General features: G+C 45.5%; 14 protein-coding genes. 2 read left to right on the top strand and 12 right to left on the bottom strand.

Annotation, left to right across the window (positions count from 1 at the left end; all coding sequences use genetic code 11):
* Window positions 1-132: 132 nt before the first annotated feature.
* The gene (locus JHD45_RS21060) at window positions 133-846 is read right to left on the bottom strand and encodes an SIR2 family NAD-dependent protein deacylase (RefSeq protein WP_325097342.1); all 714 of its coding nucleotides are present in this window, start codon (window positions 844-846) and stop codon (window positions 133-135) included.
* A 201-nt stretch (window positions 847-1,047) separates the two neighbouring features.
* Here JHD45_RS21060 and JHD45_RS22660 point away from each other — a divergent pair, with 201 nt between their 5' ends.
* Complete coding sequence (locus tag JHD45_RS22660; protein ID WP_199478562.1) at window positions 1,048-1,434, top strand: LysR substrate-binding domain-containing protein; 387 nt, start codon at window positions 1,048-1,050, stop codon at window positions 1,432-1,434.
* Window positions 1,435-1,582: 148 nt separating this feature from the next.
* On the opposite strand, the gene JHD45_RS21050 is transcribed toward JHD45_RS22660, so the two are convergent.
* The 4 genes from JHD45_RS21050 to JHD45_RS21035 form a co-directional block, all read right to left on the bottom strand.
* The gene (locus JHD45_RS21050; RefSeq protein ID WP_199478529.1) at window positions 1,583-1,924 is read right to left on the bottom strand and encodes a carboxymuconolactone decarboxylase family protein; all 342 of its coding nucleotides are present in this window, start codon (window positions 1,922-1,924) and stop codon (window positions 1,583-1,585) included.
* Window positions 1,925-2,034: 110 nt separating this feature from the next.
* Window positions 2,035-2,598: a GNAT family N-acetyltransferase gene (locus JHD45_RS21045; protein WP_199478528.1), complete on the bottom strand. Its 564-nt coding sequence runs from the start codon at window positions 2,596-2,598 to the stop codon at window positions 2,035-2,037.
* Window positions 2,599-2,748: 150 nt separating this feature from the next.
* Window positions 2,749-3,876 carry a GlxA family transcriptional regulator gene (locus JHD45_RS21040; protein WP_199478526.1) on the bottom strand — a complete coding sequence of 376 codons (1,128 nt, stop codon included), beginning with the start codon at window positions 3,874-3,876 and terminating at the stop codon, window positions 2,749-2,751.
* Window positions 3,877-4,073: 197 nt separating this feature from the next.
* Window positions 4,074-5,201 (bottom strand): hybrid-cluster NAD(P)-dependent oxidoreductase, encoded by a 1,128-nt coding sequence (locus JHD45_RS21035; RefSeq protein WP_233407977.1) that lies wholly within the window; start codon window positions 5,199-5,201, stop codon window positions 4,074-4,076.
* Between the two features lie 255 nt (window positions 5,202-5,456).
* Here JHD45_RS21035 and JHD45_RS21030 point away from each other — a divergent pair, with 255 nt between their 5' ends.
* The gene (locus JHD45_RS21030; RefSeq protein ID WP_199478524.1) at window positions 5,457-6,728 is read left to right on the top strand and encodes an aromatic ring-hydroxylating oxygenase subunit alpha; all 1,272 of its coding nucleotides are present in this window, start codon (window positions 5,457-5,459) and stop codon (window positions 6,726-6,728) included.
* 378 nt (window positions 6,729-7,106) lie between these two features.
* On the opposite strand, the gene JHD45_RS21025 is transcribed toward JHD45_RS21030, so the two are convergent.
* From JHD45_RS21025 to JHD45_RS20995, 7 genes are all read right to left on the bottom strand, one after another.
* The gene (locus tag JHD45_RS21025; RefSeq protein ID WP_199478522.1) at window positions 7,107-7,337 is read right to left on the bottom strand and encodes a hypothetical protein; all 231 of its coding nucleotides are present in this window, start codon (window positions 7,335-7,337) and stop codon (window positions 7,107-7,109) included.
* A gap of 35 nt (window positions 7,338-7,372) precedes the next feature.
* Complete coding sequence (locus tag JHD45_RS21020; protein WP_199478521.1) at window positions 7,373-8,143, bottom strand: electron transfer flavoprotein subunit beta; 771 nt, start codon at window positions 8,141-8,143, stop codon at window positions 7,373-7,375.
* Window positions 8,133-9,380, bottom strand: a complete 1,248-nt coding sequence (locus JHD45_RS21015; RefSeq protein WP_199478519.1) for an electron transfer flavoprotein subunit alpha/FixB family protein — start codon at window positions 9,378-9,380, stop codon at window positions 8,133-8,135. The genes JHD45_RS21020 and JHD45_RS21015 overlap by 11 nt, the downstream gene beginning before the upstream one ends.
* Entirely contained in the window at window positions 9,380-11,293 is a 1,914-nt protein-coding gene (locus JHD45_RS21010) for a (Fe-S)-binding protein (protein ID WP_199478517.1), read from the bottom strand. The genes JHD45_RS21015 and JHD45_RS21010 overlap by 1 nt, the downstream gene beginning before the upstream one ends.
* 86 nt (window positions 11,294-11,379) lie before the next feature.
* Window positions 11,380-13,443 (bottom strand): dimethylglycine demethylation protein DgcA, encoded by a 2,064-nt coding sequence (dgcA, locus tag JHD45_RS21005; RefSeq protein WP_199478515.1) that lies wholly within the window; start codon window positions 13,441-13,443, stop codon window positions 11,380-11,382.
* Between the two features lie 96 nt (window positions 13,444-13,539).
* Window positions 13,540-14,085: a DUF5943 domain-containing protein gene (locus tag JHD45_RS21000; protein ID WP_067016370.1), complete on the bottom strand. Its 546-nt coding sequence runs from the start codon at window positions 14,083-14,085 to the stop codon at window positions 13,540-13,542.
* A 71-nt stretch (window positions 14,086-14,156) separates the two neighbouring features.
* The gene (locus JHD45_RS20995; protein WP_199478513.1) at window positions 14,157-15,134 is read right to left on the bottom strand and encodes a dipeptidase; all 978 of its coding nucleotides are present in this window, start codon (window positions 15,132-15,134) and stop codon (window positions 14,157-14,159) included.
* Window positions 15,135-15,679 lie beyond the last annotated feature (545 nt).

Here is a 15,679-nt window from a genome sequence, read left to right as displayed (position 1 = left end):
CTTTCGATGGTAAACAGAATATTTTTTACTGGCCCTGAAACGCCATAAAGTCGCGCAATCGAGATTGCGTCGAACTGACTTTTTCAGGGGTTCAAGTTCAAATGGTGAGGACAACCAATAAGTGAAGTCCCTTTAGCTAACAGACTGACCATTCAGCCAATCATCAACAATGGAAGGAACCAGTGAGCTGGCGTTGCCTCTGAACAGTTTAAAGCCCGCCGGTCTTTTATCAATTTGTTTGGTCACAATGATTTTTTCAGCGTTGTATCGTGCTTTTTTCAGGATATCCGCAGCAGGGAAGACGGACAGAGAAGTACCTACCACCAAAACTTTTCCCGCCGCAACAAGTTGCTTTCTCGCTGTTTCATAATGGTGAATTTGTTCGCCAAACCAAACAATATCCGGTCTAAGTTGACTCTCCTCTTCGCATAGATCGCCCATTTGTATGGGCTTGCCTTGGTCGTAAAGGTAGAGCAAGGCATCATTGACACTGCTTCGAGCGTTTTTAAGTAATCCATGAACATGGATTACCTTACTAGAACCTGCCCGTTCGTGGAGGTCATCAACATTTTGAGTGATGACAACCACCTCATACTTTTCTTCGAGCTTTGCCACAGCATAATGAGCAGGATTAGGCGAGGCCTCAAAGGCTTCTTTTCTTCTTTTATTATAGAAGTCTAAAACAAATTGCGGATTCGCCTCCCACGCCTCGGGCGTTGCCACATCGGCAACGTCTACATTATTCCAAAGCCCATTGGAATCACGAAAGGTCTGTAAGCCACTTTCCGCGCTTATCCCTGCACCAGTAAAGACAACAATTTTATTAGGATTGATCTCAGGCTTCACAGTCACCTCTACCACATAACGCCACGCAAATAAAAATACAATATGGCATTAAGTACTCTCTGCAAACAAAACACTTAATATACTAACAATACTACAACACGACGAGAAAGCGCTATCAAGTCTCGATTCAAGCTTATTCGATATCCAATAATGATGGGAAAGCTTTTTCGTGAACACTTAACCATGTTAATTTAAAATTAACTGGCGAAGCGTCATAAAGTATCATTAGAAGAGGTATATCAGCATCCCTTTATCGGCTTTAGCCCTCGTACCAGCATTCGACAATACACGGACAAGCTGTTTGAAAAGAAAGGGATACAGCTAAACTATCGTCTAGAAGTGCAACAGCTAACGACCATGATGGGACTTATTTCCGCTAATTACGGAATCAGCATCACAACGGGATTAACCTTATTTCAATTCAAACATAAAAACATTGTCATCATTCCCTTTGAAGACATCAATATTGAAAGAGACATTTACCTAATTCAGCTTAAAAACCACACCCAGCCAAACCATATCAAAATATTTTCAGACTTTATCATTAATCAATCGAAAACATTCAATAAAACAACTTCTTTTCCTTAAATGTAAAAAAGGCGAATAAATTCAATCTATTCGCCTTTTTTACACTAACAACTGGATATATTAACCACTAAGGTACTATTGGTATTTTTATAACACTTAATAAAAGCAAAAATAACACAATGAGCCTACAACCAGTCTATTCACAATTTTAATCCGCCAAGAATTCATCCACAGCAGCTAAAGCTTGTGTACCATAAATAACAGACGGCCCACCGCCCATCATAACGGCCACATCAATGGTTTCGACCAACTCTTCCCTTGTGGCGCCAGCATGAATTGAAGCTTTAGCATGGGAGGCAATACAGCCATCGCAACGCGCAGCAATGCCGATACCTAACGCCATTAGCTCTTTTACTTTGTTAGATAAGGCTCCTTCGCTCATAGAAGCCTTATACATGGTCATGAAGCCATCCAAAATAGCAGGAGATGACTTGCGGTACTCCCTCGCAAAGGCATTTTGCTCTTTATTAATCTCTTTATAACTTTTCATCCACTCACCTCATATTAGATTGTTTACGACTAATTCCATTAAAGAATAAGCTTATAATAAACTGAGAGGATAAAAGCGTTTTGATATAGAGCAATACTTGGTGACTCAATCTAGTTGTTTCTGAGCAACCACTCTTTTTTTAAGATCGCGTATTGAAGTGTATTCTCGTACTTAGGCATTCCATCTGGGTGGTTGATAAATGAGACAAATTCCACAAAGCATCCCTCCTTACGCATGCCAAGCCTTTCGCTTAATGCTTGTGATTTAATATTATCATCTTCTACAAAGGCATAGAGTCGTCTGGCATTTTTATCCATAAACAAATAATCAAACAGAGCATGCGCACTTTCGCTCGCGAAGCCCTTCCCCTCAAACCGCCCATTAAAATTCCACCCAACATTGTAGGTGTCTGCCTCTTGTCCGTTTTGGATGTAGCGCTCTTCTGGGTGAAAAAAAAGCTCACCGATTAGCTCACCAGTGTCTCTTAAAGTGACAGCAGCACACCATTCATCTTGACAACGCTCTTTCACTTTTTGCTTTGCTTCCTCAAGTGTGGTGATTTTATCATCCAGAAAACAATTCACACGAGGCATTGACAAGTATTCGAATAAACCATCGACATCGGTTTCGAAAAAAGATCGGATTATTAATCGGTTAGTCACTAAGTCTTTCATGAAACCCCCTAAATAGAATGAGGGTCTAACTGTGAATAACATCCTAGAATAAAGCAACACCATTGGCGATAAAATGACAGAAAGGGAGAAAGGTTGGCAGTAACAACAGCCATTCAAGGCAAACGCTGTTACTGCTTCATTAACGATAGATTAGGTTAACGACACTGACCCATAGCTTGGCTCTGAATGCGCTTTCGATAAAGCCGATGCTGCATGTGGCATAAGCAAGTGAGCAACAGGCTCGGGGAAAGCCGTGTCCTCTAGCAGAGGTGTAATAACCGCTTGCGACCATGCCATTTTTCTATCATCGCGTGGGGAGACCCCTAAATGCTTACGATAACAACGACTAAAATGTGGTGTAGAAATAAACCCGCAAGCTGTCGAAATTTCGACAATGGACATACTGGACTGTTTCAATAATTGACGCGCCCTATCCAATCGTAATCGTAGATAATAACGCGATGGCGAACAATCCAAATACTTATGGAACATACGCTCTATCTGACGACGAGACACTCCCACAAAGACCGCCATCTCATCGAGTTCAATTGGCTCTTCCAAGTTGTTTTCCATTAATTGAATAACATCCAATAACTTAGGCGTACAACTTACGCCATTATTGACCTGACGCAATGGCATTCGCTGTATATCGGACTCACCACGAATACGTTCACAGATAAACATATCGGACACAGCATTCGACAATTTAGCACCATGTTGACGAGCAATCATGGTCAAAAACATATCCATTGGAGCACTGCCACCCGATGAGGTTAAGCGGTTACGATCAATAGAAAACAACTGATTGTTACTCTTTACCTTAGGATAATTCTCTTGCAACGCTGTTAGACATTCCCAATGAATGCTGCATTGATAGTCGTTCATTAATCCAGCATGAGCCAGCACATAAGCGCCAGTGCAAATGCCGCCAAGAGTGACATTTTGTCGGGCCTTTTGTTGTAACCAAGAAACCTGCTTAGAGGTATAAGAGCGCGTAATATCCAATCCACCTGCAACAAAAATAAAATCGAAGTGGGGAGCCTCTTGCATTGAAAAATCCGCACTTAAGCTCAAGCCATCACTCGCGGTCACCGATTGTCCGGTTTCCGAAATAAGTTGCCAACTATACAATTCCTCGGCAGATAACTGATTAGCCATACGAAGAGGCTCAATCGAAGAAGCTAACGCGATCATGGTGAAATGATCTAAGAGAAGGAACCCAACCTTAGTCACTTTTTTATTCGGCTTATGGGCGGCTTCTGCAGTTCCTATCAACATAACTTATTCCCTCCTAAACAATGCTCCTCATAACAAAGCAAAATATAGACCAATTAGTGGAAACTTGTCAGTCGTTAAGAAATAACCCACTCACCTAACCATAACAATATCGTTTAAAAACGTCCGTGTTAAAACGCACCGATTAAGAACACTCTTGCCCATTAATTGACCATGAACGACTTGACACAAAAGTAAGATTAAAAATCAATCACAACATCGGATTTCGCAACAGTACAACAGGACAAGACATAACCCGCTTCCACATCCTCATCAGTAATACCGCCGTTATGTTCCATTTGCGTTTCCCCATTGGCGACCAGTACCTTACAGGTACCACAAATCCCCATGCCGCAGGCTTTAGGAATCATCAAATCCAGTCTCGCAGCTGCGTTATGCAGGGTTTCCCCTTGAGGCACCTGAATACTCTTACCTTGCTTAGCAAACGAAATGGTCATCAAATCCGTTTCTACAATGGACTCAGCCTCCGCTTGCGCAACCTCGGCCAATTCAATAGCATCTTCAACAACTTCCACGGGGGTCGCCCCAAACGACTCCTCATGGTAGTGAGACATATCAAACCCTTTCTCCTTTAGAAGGGTTTTTACTGCTCGCATATAAGGTGCAGGTCCACAGCAAAAAATTTCTCGTTCCATGAAATCAGGCGCAATCATATTCAGCTTATGGATATCTAAAAAGCCCCGATAACCATGCCAAGCCAAACCGTTTTCCATGCGCTCCACAATCATATGTAGACTAAAATTATCAATTCGCGACGCCATGTGATCGAGCTCACGAGCAAAAATAACGTCTCTAGGTGAACGAGCACTGTGAATAAAAGTAACATCTACCTCTGCATTGGTATCAAAGAACCAACGTGCCATCGACATGACCGGGGTAATACCAACGCCACCAGAAAGCAGTAGAACTTTTTCAGCAGGAAAATCAATGCAGTTAAATTGACCAGCAGGCCCATGCACAGCCAGTTCTGTCCCTACGGTCATATTCTCATACAACCAATTAGACACCTCTCCACCTGGCACCCGCTTTACCGTGATCGAAAAGCTGTAAGGCACAGAAGGCGAACTGGAAATAGTATAAGAACGCATCACCTGTTTACCGTTGATTTCCAATTCTAAAGTGACAAATTGGCCCGGTTTGAAAAAGAACATCACTGGTTGTTGCGCCATAAAGCAATAGGTACAAACATCCCAAGTTTCGTGAATCATCTTCACACAACGGACATTATGTCGACCATTAACCCATGTTTGGGTATGGACGGGAGCAAAATAATCGGTGTTGATGGCCGTAGTATTTGAATCACTCATAAAGGCTTCCTAACTAAAAGATGATGACATGTCGGCCATTCTCGTTTGAGTTGCTCAATGCAAATTAACCATTAGCGACATGAAGTTGCTCAATGCAGTCACTGCCCTAGACAAAGATGGTTACCCTCATTTCTTAGCGTCGATTTAAATACTTTGTCATGTCGTGAATAGGCATATTTATACCCCCTATTTAAGCGAAGATAGCCTTTCACAGTTCTCTTCCATCTATCTTTTTGTTATGAAGGATCCAGAAAGATGAAGCAAATAGATTTAATAAATATACGGCATAATACGCTTGACGAGGCTCGCGCCTCAGTAGCGAACGCACTTGAACAACGCCAACAGAACTATTCTCTTAGTGCTGAACTTTATAATGATCCGCATACATTTCGTATCGACATGGAAGAGATCTTTAACAAAGAGTGGCTATTTGTTGGTATGACCAGCGAGATCCCCAAAAAGGGCGATTACTTCACCGTCGAAATCGGTCAAAATCCCGTTTTCCTCGTACGTGATGGCGACGGTAATGTGAATGCCTTTCACAATACCTGTCGCCACCGTGGCTCTGTCATTTGTACTGAACATCGAGGCAAAGTAGCAAACCTAGTGTGTCCTTATCACCAGTGGACCTATGATTTAAAAGGCAACCTCTTGTTCGCTGGGACAGAAATGAGCAAAGACTTCGATATGAAAAAACATGGACTCAAACCGGCCCATTGCAAAACGGCTGGCGGGTTTATCTTTGTTTGTTTAGGAAAAGACGCCCCTGATGATGGTTTCGACGACTTTTTAGCCACATTAGATGAATACATGGCGCCTTATGATGTAGAAAATACCAAGCTTGCCGTCGAATCCAACATGTATGAACAAGCGAATTGGAAGCTCGTCATCGAAAACAACCGAGAATGTTACCATTGCGCCAATAACCATCCAGAATTGCTTAACACCTTACTGGAATGGGATGACACCAACGACCCTCGGGCTCCTCAGGACTTCCTCGACCACTATCAATCTCAAGCCGACAAGTGGGACGCCGAAGGCATTCCTCACAAACACCAAAGTTTTGGTAGCCGACAACGCAACCGCATCGTGCGCATGCCCCTTAAGAAAAACACCAAAGTGATGACCATAGACGGCGAAGCAGGCTGTCAGAAGATGCTGGGGCGCATTAAAAACCCAGAGCTTGGTTCCATGCGTATATTGCACCTACCTAACTCGTGGAATCATATGCAATCCGACCACTTTATCGTCTTTCGAGTGTTGCCAATTTCCCCACAAGAAACCATGGTGACCACAAAATGGTTCGTCCATAAAGACGCTATCGAAGGTGTGGATTACGACCCTGAACGACTACGCCAAGTCTGGGACGCTACTAATGACCAAGATAGAATACTAGGTGAGCGCAATCAGCAAGGTATCAACTCCATTGGCTACGAACCTGGCCCCTATTCCGAAACCTATGAATTTGGAGTGATTAACTTCTTGGATTGGTATTCAGACACCATTCTCAAAAACTTGAAGCGTTAAATATGTAACCTATGTGTGGAGTCATTGCACTCCACACATACAACCTCCTCTTAAACCCCTACAGCTTTTCTCTACATATTTACCTTTCACCTGCAAGATAAGAAGCGCAACAAGAAGAGCCTTTGTCAGTAACGGCTTTTAGAGATAACCAGAGACCTTTGCACGATGTCACGAGCGACGCCAAAACGCGGCAAAAACAGACGAGAAAGCGGAGTTTATCGCTATAAATGAGCATTTTGAGCCTGTTTTTAACAAAGTATTGGCAAGCGCAGTAGTCGTGCAAAAGTCTCAACCAATAGAAATAAATCAACATACAGTCCATAAAAAAACGCCTTAACTCAAATCGAGTTAAAGCGTTTTTTTAATGACTTTATTAGATTAGAGATACGCCTGCATGATGGTTTTGACTTCGGGGAGAATGGTGGCGTTACTTTCTATAAGCTCTTTGCAAACCAGTTTGACGAAATACATTTGTTCTGGGCACTCATTTAACCAAGACACAAGACAAGTATCGACTTCTTTTAAGTCTTTAGCTGTGTCCACTGGTGCACCAATACCGATGAGTTTCTCTTTAAAATCCACTTCATCGACTAAATCTACGATCATCATTTCGTTTACTCCCTTCCCCAACGAATAGCATATATCTAACGAATAACATTTTCTTCAATTAATAGGTCAAAAATAGCCTTAGCTTTCTCAGCAGCGCTTTCATTTTTCATGACTTTACCAGAGCCGCCTTGTGGTTTCGCTGTGGCGGCTTTAAACCGATCTGCCGCCGTCTTAGCCTTCACGGTTTTCAAACGCTTAGGACGAGGTTTCGCGGGAGCCTCTTGCCAATTTACACGAATTTGGTCCACTTCACCATGCGTGTTTACACTTTCCATACGAGCACGCTGACCTGGCCCAAATGCACTTTGGCGAGCTGGCGCAGCCGCATTATCAACACTGGCAATGAAGGGCAACTTAACCGTTACGGAACGGCGTTGACCACGAGGCAATGCTAGCAACACTTCAGCAACACCGTCTTTAATGGAAACAATATCCGCCACGCGAGCCACGACTGGCCAGCCGAGCTTTTCCGCCAACAGGTAAGGCACCATGCCAGAAGACTCACCACTTTCTGAGCGAACACCTGTGAGCACAATGTCAATCTTCTCTTGTTGCAAATAATCACTTAGCGCAGGAACGGCATCCGCCGTCTCATCTTGCTTCAAGACAGTCATAGCAGGTAATCCCATACCGACATATTGACGAAGCACTGGCTCCTCTGGATTACCAACATGCAATACAGAAAGCTTTTCACCCGCGAGTTTCAAGCCTAGCTCAACACCACGACCATCTTGCTCAGCACGACGAGCGCGCCCCGATTGAGGATGACGACCAATTGATACCAAAGAAACAACGTTAGGCTGCATCGCTTTGCTCCTCTTGTGAACCCTTCTTACGAGCTTGCGCCAACAACATTAACTCAGCCAAAATTTCTTCGCTGTCACCAATGACACTCAAGGCGGCACGCTTCACCATGTCACACCCCGCGTCCGTGTTGATGGCAACCACTTTGTCACATTGACCAATACCCTGCATATGCTGGATCGCACCAGAGATACCTACAGCAAGATACACACGAGCCGTCACCCAAGTGCCCGTCGCACCAACCTGGCGGAAACGGGGCATAAAACCATCATCCACCGCAACCCGGCTGGCCCCTTCAGTAGCACCAAGAATCGTTGCCGCTTTGTGGAATTGATCCCAATTATGAATGCCATTACCCGCCGAAAGAATAAACTCGGCTTCAGCAAGCGGAATGGCGCTAGGATCAACGTCCATCAAACCTTTGTCTTGTAACGCAGGCTCACTCACCGAGATACCATCCACCTCAATGGCAAGTGCTTCATGACGCGTTTCGTCAATGGCTTCACCACATTCTTCCAATAGCATAAGAATGCGTGGCGTTTGTCGGGTGATATCAAGGCTACCACCAGCACCACGACAGACCGTTTTCTCGCTAGACACTTGCCAGGCCTGGGTGGCTGGGCGCTCACCTAGACGAGCCGCCAAGCGCGAGCCTAAATCACTACCGCCATGAATACTGTCTGGGAACAGCCAGTGCTTAGGTGCCAATTGAGCTTCAATATGCGTCAGCGCGGTTAATCTTGCCTCGGGCGCGAAACCTTCGTATTCGCTAGCGGATAAATGAATCAAGCGATCCACACCAGCTAAATCATAATGCGCCTCTTTGCTCTCGCCAAAGCACACCGCCACCACAGCGCCAGTACCTTCAATCGTTGAGGTCATGGTATGTGCTAGACCGAGAATATCCTTATCGTGACCGGATAAACGACCACCGATCATATCCGGCACCACCACAATGTAGAAATCAGGATTGTCCACTTTATGAAGTGGCAGTACCGTCTCTTGGTTCGCCGCAGAACGCTTGTTGCCTACGCCCGCTACAGCGTTGCCTTTTAAGCGATCAATACGTTTGAGGCCATTCGGACCAATGGACCCAACTTGGTGAGGATTCTTGCGAAGAAGGCCGCTTGGTCCTCTCACCTCTCCTTGTACAGCATTAGCCACCGAATCATGGAGTGGATGCAGCCTGTTACGGGCAATCCACTCTCTGCGAGGGTCGCGTCGAATGATGTCGCTCATTAATGCACCTCTTCAATCAATTGTCCGGCGAGAATTTCGGCAATGTCTTTTACTTCTGGGCGTGGTTCAACCACCCCTTCCAGCATAGCAGTACATTGCTGACAACCAACGGCAACCAATTCTGCGCCGGTTGCTGTCACATCTTCCATACGCATATCCGCAATACGACGCTCACCAGGGATATCGGTAATGGGCGCACCGCCACCACCGCCACAACAACGTGAACGGAATCTAGAACGCTCCATTTCAGCAACCTCAATACCAAGGGAACGCAGCAAGTCTCGTGGTGCTTCGTACTCACCATTGTAACGGCCTAAATAACATGGATCGTGGTAGGTCACTTTGCCACCTTTAAACGTATCCAGTTTCAGAGCACCAGCCTGAACCAATTGATTCAAGAACGTCGTATGATGAAGCACTTCCACACCCTTTAACGCCCCCTCGGTATCAAAGTCCGCGTACTCATTACGCAAACAGTGGTAAGCATGGGGGTCCGTGGTAACAATTTTCTTGAAAGAATATTGAGATAAGGTAGCAAGGTTGCGTTTTGCTAAACTTTGGAACGTGGCATCATCCCCAAGACGACGCGCCACATCACCACTGTCACGTTCTTCATCCCCTAGGATAGCAACATCAACATTCGCCGCTTTCATCAATTTCACGAATGAACGTAAGATACGCTGGCTACGCATATCAAATGCACCATCCGATACCCAAAACAAAACGTCCGCCTGTTTTTTCTCTTTTATCACGGGCAAGTTTTGATCTGCCGCCCAGTTAGTACGACTGCCCGGTGCGTAACCATTTGGGTTGTCCGTCGCGATAATGTTTTCGAGAACCTCCGACCCTTTATTAGGTGTATCGCCCTTTTCCATGGTTAGGAAGCGGCGCATATCGACGATCGCATCGACATGCTCAATCATCATCGGGCATTCTTCAACGCAGGCACGACACGTCGTACAAGACCATAATGTATCCGCTTCGATCAAACCCGCTGTAATAATGTTGTTCGCCCCACCTTTGGCATGACCAACTTCTTTACCTGGGTAAGGACTACCGGCGTACTTCGCATCCGTACCACCAGCAAGACCCACCACCATATCTTGAATCAATTTTTTCGGGTTAAGGGGCTGACCCGCTGCAAAGGCAGGACACATAGCCTCGCATTTACCACACTGCACACAAGCATCAAAGCCAAGCAATTGGTTCCATTTGAAATCACTTGGCTTAGCAACACCGTGTGACTCGTCCCCCAATGGTGCCGGTTTTAGCCCGGTGGATCGACCACCACCAAAGCGCTCAGGACGACGGTGAAACGCAAGATGCAAGGCTCCGGCAAAGGCGTGCTTCATGGGCCCACCCCAGCCCATCCCGAAGATCAGCTCGCCTAAACCGATAATCACGCCAACACTCAGAATCAATGTCAGTAGTACACCGCCAAACCCTTCTGGTAGCACACCTGCCACAGGCAGCGTTAACACGATAAAGGTTAAAGCGAAAGTAATCAGGCTCTTAGGCAAACGCATCCAAGGGCCTTTGGATAAACGCGAAGGCGGATTCAAACGACGCTTGAAAACAAAAAATGCGCCACAAAGCATAAGCACCAAAGCGCCCAACAGTAGCCATGCGACAATTTTTTGCTCTACGTGAAAAACATACACAGCGATGACAAGCACCATAGACAACACAAAGCCGCCTGCTGTCGCAACGTGCGTTCTAGACATGTACTTGTCACGTTCAACAACGTGGTGCAAATCGTTAAGGTAACGCCCTGGCATCGCCATCAGGCCAGCAATGAGATTAACTTTTTCAGGCTGCCCTGCACGCCATAGGCTGATACGGCGTAAGGCACCGATAACGCCAAGTGCCAGAAGCACAACAATCAGAATAGAAGGTAACCAGTCGATAACCATCTTTCACCCTCATCTAGTAAAAGCGGGGGCAGCTTAGCTGCCCCTTGGGTTCAGTTTCAGTTGGTTTAGTTGAGTACGGCTAAACGTTAAAGGTCTTTGCACAAGCGCAGTGCATCATACATGGCAGCGTGTGTGTTGCGCTGAGATACGCAATCCCCCAAACGCCACAAGATCATGCCATCGACTTGTTCAGACAACACAGGCTGAGGTTTAATATCAAACAATGCTTCAACATCAATCTGCCCCTTGTTGTAAGACGCCTCTTTCAGAGCGTAGTACAGCTCTTCATTGGGACGAGTACCGTTCTCAATCACAATTTGATCAACCACGCGCTCTTCTTGCTGACCGGTATATTCGTTCTCAAGTACGGCCACCAAGCTGCTGCCTTCGCGATATACTTTTTCAAGGATCATGTCAGACGTCATGATCACTTCTTTCTCGTATAACGAGCGGTAGTAAGTTGGGAAGGTCGTACCACCGATACCCACACCGGGCTTGATATCATCAGTGACCAGCTCAACCAAAGACCCTTTAGACGCCAAATAATCCGCCGCCGACATACCCGTGAATTCACAAATAGTGTCGTAAATTAAAACGTTTTTACCGGGTTCGACCTTGCCACTTAGAATGTCCCAAGAAGACACACAAAGACCTTCTGCTGCACCCCACTCTGGGTTTTGCTCAACGAATGGACGACCGCCTGTTGCAAGAATACAGACATCTGGCTTGAACTCTTTAATCAGCTCTTCATCAGCTGAAGTGCCAAGACGCACATCCACACCTAGACGATCCAGTTCCATCACCAACCAACGCGTAATACCTGCAATCTGGTCTCGTTGTGGCGCTTTTGATGCCAGAGTAATTTGACCACCTAACTCTTCAGCACGCTCAAGTAATGTCACCTTGTGACCACGTTCTGCCGCAACACGTGCCGCTTCCATACCACCAGGGCCGCCACCGACCACAACGACGTTACGAACTGGCCCCGTTGTTTTCTCGATGATATGAGGTAAACCCATGTATTCTCGAGAGGTCGCGGCGTTTTGGATACATAGCACATCGAGACCTTGGTATTGACGATCGATACAGTAGTTTGCTCCCACACATTGACGAATTTGATCAACCTGATCCATTTTGATCTTCGCGATGAAATGAGGGTCAGCAATGTGGGCACGTGTCATACCGACAAAATCCACATAACCCGCTTCGATAATACGCTTCGCTTGGTTAGGATCTTTAATGTTTTGCGCGTGAATAACAGGCACACTCACGACTTCTTTAATGCCCGCCGCCAAATGTAAGAATGGCTCGGGGGGGTAGCTCATGTTGGGAATAACGTTTGCTAAGGTGTTGTGTGTATCACAACCAGACCCCACCACACCGAAGTAGTCGATAAGACCCGTGTCGTCGTAGTACTTAGCAATTTGCTTCATGTCTTCGTGGTTTAGACCATCTGGGTGGAACTCATCCCCCGTGATACGCATACCCACAACAAAATCTGGGCCGACTTCAGCACGAACCGCTTTTGCCACCTCAAGACCGAATTTCATACGACCTTCAAATGTGCCACCCCATTCGTCAGTACGCTTATTCACACGAGGCGACCAGAATTGGTCAACTAAATGTTGGTGAACGGCAGATAATTCAACACCGTCCAAACCACCTTCTTTAGCACGACGTGCCGCTTGCACAAAGTCACCCACAATGCGCCAGATTTCTTCCACTTCAATGGTTTTACAGGTTGCACGGTGAACGGGCTCACGAATACCGGATGGCGACATTAGGTTCGGCCAGTTTTCGCCGTCCCAACGGGAACGCCGTCCCATGTGGGTAATCTGAATCATAATCTTGCCGCCGTGCTTGTGTACCGCATCCGCAAGATTTTGGAAATGAGGAATAATACGATCCGTCGATAAGTTGACGGAACTCCACCAACTTTGAGGGCTATCAATAGACACCACACTGGAACCACCACAAATACACAAGCCACAACCGCCTTTGGCTTTTTCTTCGTAATACTTCACATAACGGTCTGTCGTCATGCCGCCATCAGTCGCATATACCTCCGCGTGAGCCGTACTGACAATACGGTTACGTATGGTCAATTTGTTGATGTTTAATGGCTCAAATAACGCATCATACTGGGACATAACAAGACCCCCGTCCTTATAAAAAATACCAATCTAAAAATCTAAAAAACACAAGAAAGCGCTCCCTAGTTTTGCGAGCGCATTGGCTGTGAAAATCTACAGAGGAGACACTTCAAAATACCCTACATCGCAGCCTTCTTCTGCGGCGCTTTGTGTTTGAATCGCTTGAGTACGAATCGACAACCCCTGGCTTTTAGCCACTTGATCTAACGCACCAGCAAACCAGCCAGTAAACATATAATCCACCTTGCGGTTGACTTTTTTACCGTGGATTTTTTCGTAGTGATAAACAAAAGCGGAATTTTCTAAACGCACTTTTGCAGTGCCTTTTTCAACGTCTAACGCCTCAGTGATAAAAAAGCCCCAGCCACGTTGAGATAAACGTTTCAAATAGTGATGCCACACTTCATCGCCCGTAAAACCATGGCACTCGGCTTCTTGTTCACACCAAAAATAGGCGGATTTGTAACCAGCTTTATAGAGGATCTCAGCATAACGCTCAGCACCAATCTCATCCTCTATTCCCATATGGTTATTAACAAAAAAGTGACGTGGTACATACAGCATAGGCAAAGCGTCTGTTGTCCAAACACCGGTTTCATCATCTACTTGGATGGGCATTTCAGGGGCATGTGAACTCATTTTACTTCCTCATTAAACGGTCTATTTTTTGTAACTTGTCATATCTAACTGAGTTTCGGCGGATAGCGTGACTATTCGCCCCAGACTTCGCGCAGCAAGTTCACCCAGTTCTCACCCATGATTTTGCAAACTTGGCGCTCACTAAAACCATGTTTTAACAAGGCTTCCGTCAAATTTGGAAACTCACCAACCGTACGAATGCCTTTTGGATTAATGATTTCACCAAAGCGTGTCAGACGACGGGCATAGCCCTTGTCATGGGTAAGGTATTCAAAAAAGTCTTCGCCATGGCCTTGAGTAAAATCTGTACCAATGCCAATCGCATCTTCCCCCACGATGTTATAGATGTATTGAATAGCTTCGACATAATCGTCAACCGTGGCATTCACCCCCGCTTTTAAAAACGGTGTAAACATAGTCACCCCAACAAAGCCACCATTATCGGCAATAAACTTAAGCTCTTCGTCGGAGCGATTGCGTGGGTGTTCTTTCAGACCAGAAGGTAAGCAATGAGAGTAAGCAACCGGCTTTTTAGACTCGATAATGACTTCTTTAGCGGTGTTTGGACCAACATGTGATAAATCGCATAGCATACCGACACGGTTCATCTCAGCTACGATTTCGCGACCAAAGCCAGAGAGCCCCCCATCACGCTCGTAGCAGCCAGTGCCAACTAGGTTTTGCGTGTTGTAGCACATCTGCACAATGCCCACGCCAAGATCTTTAAAGATCTGTACGTAGCCGATTTGGTCCTCAAAAGCGTTAGCATTTTGAAACCCCATCATCACACCTGTTTTGCCTTCTTCTTTAGCGCGGTAAATATCTTTGGTTGTGTAAACCTTGGTCAGCAAATCACTGTTGGTATCGATTAGCTGATTCATCTGGGCAATATTACGTACCGTACCCTCAAAGTTTTCCCAAAAGCACACAGTGCAATTAGCGGCCGTCAACTTGCCTTTAGCCATATCTTCGAACAACTCACGATTCCAATTCGCACAAATCAAACCATCGATCACAATAGCGTTATCATGTAATTCTGCTGCGTTCATTGTTTTTCCTTACCTCTCGGTGTGGGGCTTTTAATCTAGTTATAAGCAATGAACTCAGTGTAATTTCTCGGTTGGTGGGATAGATGGCTGGAAACGACTAGAGGTAGACTAAAAGCGACGAATCGCGACAAGCATGTCGTGGAGGCTCACTAAGAAACTTTTTCTGTATTGTTGACCCAGAAGGCAACGGTATCACTTGATGATACCTTCCCTTCTTTATTAAGGAGCAAGATAAAATCACACTCTGACGAATGCAGCCCTTTCCCTTTATTCAAGGGACAAGGTTAAGGCGGGGTTAAATGGCTTTGAACCGCTAGTCTATTTCGACCTGTTGGACTAGTAATTTTTGTCAAACGATCTAAAACTTTCACTTTTAAAATAAGTAAAAGATCTTTTTCAACGAGAAACGTGTGTCCGAGGTTTTATACAACTCGCTTTAGAGGTGTGAAAAGATATTCTTAACCGACTCTGAAACGCCACAAGATCACACAACTTTGCTTCATCAACATATTTCTTTGAGAAGATCAGGATGCAGTTGATTATAG

Origin of the sequence: Marinomonas spartinae, from assembly GCF_016461715.1 — a bacterium.
Taxonomy (GTDB): domain Bacteria; phylum Pseudomonadota; class Gammaproteobacteria; order Pseudomonadales; family Marinomonadaceae; genus Marinomonas; species Marinomonas spartinae_A.
The sequence above is the reverse complement of the archived record's forward strand: the minus strand, read 5'-3'. Positions and strand labels throughout refer to the sequence as shown.